The 7566-nt window shown below is 57.9% G+C and carries 10 protein-coding genes; 8 read left to right on the top strand and 2 right to left on the bottom strand.

The features are described 5' to 3' along the window. On the bottom strand, nucleotides 1–265 hold a 265-nt coding region (locus QOC89_RS24895; protein WP_323047445.1), incomplete at its 3' end, for a DDE-type integrase/transposase/recombinase. Between the two features lie 176 nt (nucleotides 266–441). Beyond that, nucleotides 442–1830, bottom strand: coding sequence for a PLP-dependent aminotransferase family protein (locus tag QOC89_RS24900; RefSeq protein ID WP_323047446.1), 1389 nt, complete (start codon nucleotides 1828–1830; stop codon nucleotides 442–444). Nucleotides 1831–2201: 371 nt separating this feature from the next. Here QOC89_RS24900 and QOC89_RS24905 point away from each other — a divergent pair, with 371 nt between their 5' ends. The 8 genes from QOC89_RS24905 to QOC89_RS24940 all read left to right on the top strand — a co-directional run. Beyond that, a complete protein-coding gene (locus tag QOC89_RS24905) occupies nucleotides 2202–2684 on the top strand; it encodes an MSMEG_0572/Sll0783 family nitrogen starvation response protein (protein WP_323047447.1) in 483 nt (160 codons plus the stop codon). 15 nt (nucleotides 2685–2699) lie between these two features. After that, a complete protein-coding gene (locus QOC89_RS24910; RefSeq protein WP_323047448.1) occupies nucleotides 2700–3707 on the top strand; it encodes a Nit6803 family nitrilase in 1008 nt (335 codons plus the stop codon). Nucleotides 3708–3735: 28 nt separating this feature from the next. Beyond that, a complete protein-coding gene (locus tag QOC89_RS24915; protein ID WP_323047449.1) occupies nucleotides 3736–4806 on the top strand; it encodes an MSMEG_0568 family radical SAM protein in 1071 nt (356 codons plus the stop codon). Between the two features lie 2 nt (nucleotides 4807–4808). Beyond that, complete coding sequence (locus tag QOC89_RS24920; protein ID WP_323047450.1) at nucleotides 4809–5369, top strand: MSMEG_0567/Sll0786 family nitrogen starvation N-acetyltransferase; 561 nt, start codon at nucleotides 4809–4811, stop codon at nucleotides 5367–5369. Continuing rightward, nucleotides 5366–6352, top strand: coding sequence for a sll0787 family AIR synthase-like protein (locus QOC89_RS24925; protein WP_323047451.1), 987 nt, complete (start codon nucleotides 5366–5368; stop codon nucleotides 6350–6352). Before QOC89_RS24920 ends, QOC89_RS24925 begins: the two co-directional genes overlap by 4 nt. Further along, entirely contained in the window at nucleotides 6349–6864 is a 516-nt protein-coding gene (locus QOC89_RS24930; RefSeq protein ID WP_323047452.1) for a glycosyltransferase, read from the top strand. The genes QOC89_RS24925 and QOC89_RS24930 overlap by 4 nt, the downstream gene beginning before the upstream one ends. Nucleotides 6865–6957: 93 nt before the next feature. Further along, nucleotides 6958–7239, top strand: coding sequence for an MSMEG_0570 family nitrogen starvation response protein (locus QOC89_RS24935; RefSeq protein ID WP_323047453.1), 282 nt, complete (start codon nucleotides 6958–6960; stop codon nucleotides 7237–7239). Between the two features lie 69 nt (nucleotides 7240–7308). Next, a partial coding sequence (locus QOC89_RS24940) for an FAD-dependent monooxygenase (RefSeq protein ID WP_323047454.1) occupies nucleotides 7309–7566 on the top strand: 258 nt, incomplete at its 3' end.

Below are 7566 nucleotides of genomic sequence, written 5' to 3' on the forward strand. Positions count from 1 at the left end.
CTGTCTGGCCGACCCGATCTACCGCCCGGTAGAGATAGACCCACTTGCCACGAATCTTCAGATAGGTCTCGTCAACACGCCATGACCGGCCAGTGGGTATGCCAAACCGGTTCCAGCGCTTCACGAACTCCGGTGTAAAACGCTTCACCCACCGCATGATCGTGGTGTGTGCCAGCGACAATCCGCGCGCCGCCATTATCTCGACCAGACCGCGCAGGCTGAGCCTGTAGCGAAGATACCAGCGCGCCGCCCTCAGGAAATTCAAGCGTCGATGCAACAACCCGGAACCCAACATCGCTATTGACACGCAAAGTCATATCAGTACCAGCGAACCGCGCAGCTGGTCACGCCGGCTGGGAAGCGGTGGCCGTGATAAAGCGATTTTATCTTCTTCGTCACTTCATCCTACCGCCGCTTCCCCAATAACTTGACAGAGCCCTGTCACATCATAGGCTCGTGCAGGTGATGAGGGTCCTCGATCATCTCTGCAACGCGCCTGATCCCTTCCCGGCAACCCTCTCTGCTTTGCGGACCACCGAGGCAGAGACGGATTGCGTCTGGCGGGTCGCCGTCAGTTGAGAATGCGGCGCCAGCGACTGCGGCGACATTTTTTTCTCGAAGGATTATCGCCAACTCTGAGACGCTCAGGTTTGTATCAGGAGGACACGTCAGCCACAAGTGAAAGCCATCAGGGTTGGCCATAAACGAGAATTTCGCCAACTCGCTTGCCGCAATGGCTTGCCGCGCGTTCGCTTCGGTTCGGATGGCATCTAGCATCTGCTTTGCTGTTCCGTCCTCAATCCATCGGGTCGCGAGACGCACAGTGAATGGACTGGCCATGACTGAGGTGGCCCGTAGCGCGCTGGTCATACGCTGGGTCTTTCGCGCTGTCGGGCCGCTCAGATAGGCCACCCTCAGTCCCGCTCCGAAGGTCTTCGAGAATCCTGTGACGTAGTACGTGAGTTCAGGGGCCAACGACGCAATCGACGTGGGCGCTTTGCCCGGCAGCAGCCCATATGCGTCATCTTCGATGATTGGCACGTTGTGACGCAATGCGACCTCTGCCAACGCCTGTCTGCGATATGTCGATAGCGTAAGCGTGCTCGGGTTCTGAATCGTCGGATTACAGTAAAACGCACGAGGCGCAGCGGTCTTGCAGAGCGCCTCAAAGGCATGTGGCAGCGGGCCTTCGTCATCGCGGGCGATCGCTTGCAGACGGACACCCAGCTGCGAGCAGATCGCCTTGATGCCCGGATAAGCCAACGAATCGAGACATATCGTTTCGCCGGGGCGGGCCAACTGGGAGACGAGCGCGACAAGGGCGCTATGGATGCCGGGGCAGACCAGGACCGTATCTTCGTTGCGGCCCGGTGTCATTCCGGATAACCAATTGCGCCCGGCGGCCCGATCCGCAGCGGTGCCCCCAAAATCCTGATATCTCAGAAGCTGGTAGGGGTCCGCTTCCCTCAGCATCTCCGACGCAGATTCTCGCAGCCTGCCGGCAAGTTCAAAAGGCTCCGGAGGCATGTTCATGGACATTTCAACGGCCGCATTCTCTGAGACGATTGCTCTGGCAATGCCCTTGACGAAGGTGCCGCTTCCAGCGCGCGTATCAAGCAGCCCGCGTTTGCGCGCTTCCGCGTAAGCGCGCGAAATCGTCGTGTAATTGAGAGATAGGGCGTCCGCAAGTTCGCGCATGCCGGGCAGGCGGTCGCCCGAGCGCAGGCGGCCGCTTGCAAGGTCATCGGCTATGAGATCGGGAATTGCCAGATATGCGGGCTTGCGACTTTCGTCCAGCTTCTTGAGCCAGTGATGTTTGGTGTTCGGCATATAAATCAGATTCAGGCAGTAGTGGCCTTAAAAATAGCACGCCCACCACGCTATGCGATCAAAATATTGCATTCAGCCCGAAAACTGATCGCATTGATCGTATGCGTGCACGCATTTCGACAAGCACGCACCACTCTGGGTCGACCTTTCCCGATGCGTGTGCGTTACCGTCTATGTCAGACGGACCCCAGCAGAGAGGGGGTTGCGGCTTTTTAGCGAGTTTATGTTTTTTTCGGGATCGTCCGTTTTTCGCCGTCGGAATGATCGGATAGTGATCGCATCCAGGCTCCAAATGATTGGCATAGCTGTTGCATTGGATGGAGCACCGGGATCCCCCGGCTGTTCCATCAACGACTCATTCGGAGAGTGCTATGCCCGCAGTCAATACGCCCCTTCACAAAGCCGGCGACTATCTGGTCGACTACGAGGAAAAGGTGTTCGAAGACGTGAAGGCCGAACCCGGCGAAAAGGCATTGGTGACGTTTCACACCGTAGCATTTGAAGGCTCGATTGGCTTTGTGAACCTGTTGCAAGCGACGCGTCTGCAACGAAAGGGATTTGAGACCTCTGTGTTGCTGTACGGACCCGGCGTCACGCTCGGTTTGCAACGCGGTTTCCCGACTCTCGGCGACGAAGCTTTCCCGGGGCACATGAACTTCAACAAGCAGCTCGTCAAATTCATGGAAGAGGGTGGCAAGGTGTACGCATGCCGCTTCGCGCTGCAGGCGCTCTACGGACAAGGTGAAGCATCTCTGATTGAAGGCATTCGACCCATCAATCCGCTTGACGTGCTTGATCTGCAACTCCTGCATCGAAAAGAGGATGCGCTGGTCATTCACACCTGGACCGTTTAAGGCGCGAGAAACATCATGTCCGATACAAGGTCCGACAAGCGCGTCATTCGCGCGGCCGCCGTTCAGATCACGCCAGATTTTGAGCGTTCGGGTGGAACGGTCGAAAAAGTCTGCTCGGCGATCGACGAGGCAGCGAGTAAAGGGGTGCAGTTGATTGTATTCCCCGAAACCTTTGTTCCGTACTACCCCTATTTTTCGTTTATTCGGACACCGGTTGCTTCCGGACCCGAACACATGAAGCTCTACGAAGAAGCGGTGGTAGTGCCGGGCCCTGTAACGCATGCAGTCTCAGAGCGAGCTCGCATGCATCGGATGGTGGTCGTGCTCGGTGTCAACGAGCGCGATCACGGAAGCCTCTACAACACGCAGCTGATTTTCGATGCTGATGGCCGTCTGGTTCTGAAGCGCCGAAAAATCACGCCGACGTTTCATGAACGCATGGTCTGGGGGCAGGGTGACGCGGCTGGCCTGAAAGTAGCCAGTACCAATGTCGGGCGCGTTGGCGCGCTTGCATGCTGGGAGCATTACAACCCTCTCGCCCGATATGCCCTGATGGCGCAGCACGAAGAGATTCATTGCAGCCAGTTTCCCGGGTCGCTCGTAGGCCCGATATTCGCCGATCAGATTGAGGTGACGATCCGGCACCACGCGTTGGAATCCGGCTGCTTTGTTGTAAATGCCACGGGCTGGTTGACGGATGCCCAGATCGAGTCGATGACCTCTGACCTGAAGCTCCAGAAGGCGCTGCGCGGCGGTTGCAACACGGCAATCATTTCGCCAGAGGGGCAGCACGTCGTCGAGCCTCTGCGCGAGGGCGAAGGGATGGTGATCGCGGATCTTGATATGTCTCTTATCACCAAACGCAAACGGATGATGGACTCGGTTGGGCACTATGCACGCCCCGAGCTTCTCAGTCTGCAAATCAATGATCGTCCTGCCGTTCCCATGGAGCCGATGAACGGACTTGAATTGGCGGCCGCAGGCAACGGGGCACCCAGTGGGGAAACAATTGAACGCGAATGAAAATCTCTCTGAGGCAAGTCGGAAGCTGATGACTGAACTCCAGTCTTCCGGTTTGCGGCTTGTCGATCCGCGCGCCGGCGCCGCAAGCCGTCGCGGTGGTGCCGGGCCGTCGGACCATAAGGCAGTGACCGTTGAGGGGGTAACCATTATGGTCCCCGTCCACACGAGCACCGCCTGGAACTCGCCTTTTGTGGCGGACCAGCCGGACGAAAGCGGTTCGAGCAAGCTGCTGCGTGGAAGTATCCCAATCGCTAGCATCAGCTTTCCGAAGGCGCCGCGCTTTTACGACCTGACGACTCAAGACGGCGTCCCATACTCGCACATCGCGACGCTGCACAGCGCGGATGTGTTGGCGACAACCGTTCTGCAAACCTGTATCCGGTATGAAAGTCGCCGCAAGACCTGCAAGTTTTGCGCGATTGGCCAGTCTCTTGCGGCGGGTCGCACTGTTGCGCACAAGTCGCCCGAGCAGCTCGCGGAAGTAGCGCGCGCTGCCGTTGAACTGGACGGCATCAAGCATATGGTTCTGACGACGGGCACGCCTCCGACGCCTGATCGAGGCGCGCAGGTCCTTTGCGATAGCGCAGCCGCAATCAGGGCCGCAGTGGACATTCCAATCCAGGCGCAATGCGAGCCGCCTGACGATGACGTCTGGTTCGAGCGGATGAAAGCCAGTGGAATTGACGCCCTCGGCATGCATCTGGAAGTCGTCACACCTGAGGTACGCGCCCAGATCATGCCGGGCAAAGCGAGCGTGCCGCTATCGCGCTATATGGAGGCATTCAAGTCAGCGGTGGCTGTCTTTGGTCGAGGTCAGGTGAGCACTTATATCCTTGCAGGCCTCGGCGACAGCGCACAGGCAATCCTCGATATTGCGCAAGAACTGATTGGTATTGGCGTCTATCCATTCGTGGTCCCGTTCGTTCCCATCAGCGGAACACCGCTTGAAGATCATCCAGCTCCAACTCCGGAATTCATGAAATCGATACTTGCACCGATTGGGGCGATGCTGCGCGACGCCAACATGCGCTCCGCCGACATCAAGGCTGGCTGCGGCAAGTGTGGCGCCTGTTCGTCGCTGTCTTCGTACGAGGCATAGCCATGTTCTGTGAAGACAACTACCGCGACGATGTCCAGTTGGCGTTCTCGCCAAACGAATACCGGATCAAGTGGGCCACGTTGCCATGGGAGATTGAGCAGGCGCATAAACTCCGGCGAGAAGTCTTCTGTATCGAACAAGGTATTTTTGTGGGCGACGATCGGGACGAAGTGGACGCGCGCGCACAGTTGCTTGTCGCGGTTAGCTGTGTAGCGGGGCTGCCCGAGCAGGTCGTGGGTACGGTTCGCATTCACGAGACAGGCCCGCGCGAATGGCTCGGATCCCGGCTCGGGGTCCATGCCGCCTTCCGCCGTCACGGGAAAATCGGGTCTACGCTAATTCGCCTTGCTGTCACGAGCGCTCACGCATTGGGTTGTGATCGGTTTCTGGCGCACGTTCAAAGTCAGAACGTACCGCTTTTCCGCCGGCTGCGGTGGGACGTTCTGGGCGAAGAGACCTTGCTCGGTCGCCCGCATCATTTGATGCAGGCTCAGCTCGATCACTACCCGCCCTGCGTCACTCCTCAGTCGGGCTTCGTCGTTCGGGCTGGGGTGCCGCGATGAGTGTCGCTTCAATAGCCGAGCGCCTGCGAGCCAGCCGTGGCTTTGCCCACAAGAACGACATTTCCGATGTCGTAGCTTTGCTGTCTGCGAATATGCCGGGAGGCCGCGACGATCTGGCACTGGCGGTTGCTGTGGGTGATGACTGTGCGGCGATTCCCGATGGCGACGGCTATCTGCTGTTTGCAATCGAAGGCCTTGTTAGCGACTTCGTCAGCACGATGCCCTGGTTCGCTGGTTATAGCGGAGTGATGGTGAATGTGAGCGACGTGTACGCCATGGGTGGTCGTCCAATCGCCGTCGTGGATGCTCTATGGAGTCGTGGGATCGAAGGCGCGAACGAGGTAATAGCAGGAATGGCGGCGGCGTCTGTGGCGTACGGCGTGCCTTTGATTGGCGGACACAGCAACACTCGCTCTGAGGAAGCGCAACTTGCGGTCGCAATCCTGGGTCGTGCGAAGAAGCTCCTGACGAGCTTCAATGCGCGACCCGGAGACCGTTTGCTCATGGTTGCAGATTTGCGCGGCGGATTTGAAGATCCTTACCCTTTCTGGAATGCGTCGGTGAAAGCGCCTCCCAACCGACTGAGAGGGGATCTTGAAGTTTTGCCGGAACTTGCAGAATCGGGCATGTGCGACGCCGCCAAGGACATAAGCATGGCAGGTGCGCTAGGTACCGCAATGATGCTTCTTGAATGTTCTTCGGTTGGGGCCACCATTGATCTGAATAGCATTCCTCGACCAGCCGATGTGGATTTTTTCCGATGGCTCACGGCTTTTCCGAGCTACGGATTTATCTTGTCCGTTCGGGAAGGCAACGTTGACGCGGTAATCCAGAGCTTCAAGGAGAGGTCGCTGGATTGCTCAGTCATCGGGACTGTTGACGCCTCCAAGCGGGTAGTGATCACACAGGACGGCGATTCGGGTCTACTTTGGGACTTCAGTGACAAACCTTTTATCGGCCCCGGACATCGGAGTGCGGCATGACTTCAACCCGCACGCTTCGCATTGGGCTGCTGACCCACTCCGTCAATCCTCGTGGTGCGGTTGTACACACCCTTGAACTCGGAAAGGCACTTGTCGAAGCTGGGCTCGACGTGACAATTTTTGCGCCGGCGCAGGAGGGTGAAAGAATGTTTCGCCCTTCGAGCTGCCGAGTTGTTCTCGCGGCCGTTGATGAAGCACCGATCAATACCATTGACATGGTCGATGGGCGAATTCGTGCGTTAAAGCGAGTCCTGCGCTCAAATGGCGCCGGCGAATTTGACATCCTGCATGCGCAAGACAGCATTAGTGGCAACGCATTGGCAGAGATGAAGCAAAGCCGCGAGATTCGCGGATTTTTTCGCACTGTGCGCCATCTTGATCAATTTCCCGAGCCGAAACTCTCCTTCTGGCCGCGACGCGCCTGGAAGGACGCCGGCAGGGTTCTTTGCGCGAGCGAAACATGGACGCGACGGATGCAAGGTTCGACTTCGTACACGCGGTTCCCGCGCTGATCGACCGGTTCAGCCGGTCAGTGCACGCCGACATTCTCAACTTTATGAGCAATGGCTGGCCACGCAGTCAATTGCCAATCAATGAGGTTTGCTATGCCAGTCATGCATTTCAAGGTTCGGTGGCCGGATGGTCAGGAAATAGATTGCTACTCGCCGTCGGTGATCGTGAGCGAGTTCTTCACTCCTGGAACTCACTACCCCGTTCGGGATTTTGTGTCGCGCTCAAAAGAAGCCCTCAACATCGCATCGGAGCGCGTGCGAGAAAAGTATGGATTCGCCTGTTCCGCAGCCATGGACCAGCTGGCACAAATCGAGGAACTGGCGGAGCGCTTCACGGACGATAGCGCAACTGTCACCGTGCTCGAACTTCGTTGACTGGCGATCTGCGCCCACAGGACGGAGCGTTCTCCTTCATTCACCGCATCTATCAAAGGCAGACAGAAAATGTCCCTCTCAAACGTCACAGTGAACCAACCGAACATCGAGCCGGGCCATTACAGCGTAATCGTGGTCGGCGGTGGCCAGGCCGGCTTGTCTGTGAGCTATTACCTGAAACAGGCGGGGATCGACCACGCCGTCGTCGAGAAAAAGACGGTGACACATACCTGGCGCAGTCAAAGGTGGGATGCCTTCTGCCTTGTGACGCCCAACTGGCAATGTGCTCTGCCCGGGCATCCCTATAGCGGGCCGGACCCGCATGGC

This window comes from Paraburkholderia sp. (genome assembly GCF_034668105.1).
Taxonomy (GTDB): domain Bacteria; phylum Pseudomonadota; class Gammaproteobacteria; order Burkholderiales; family Burkholderiaceae; genus Paraburkholderia.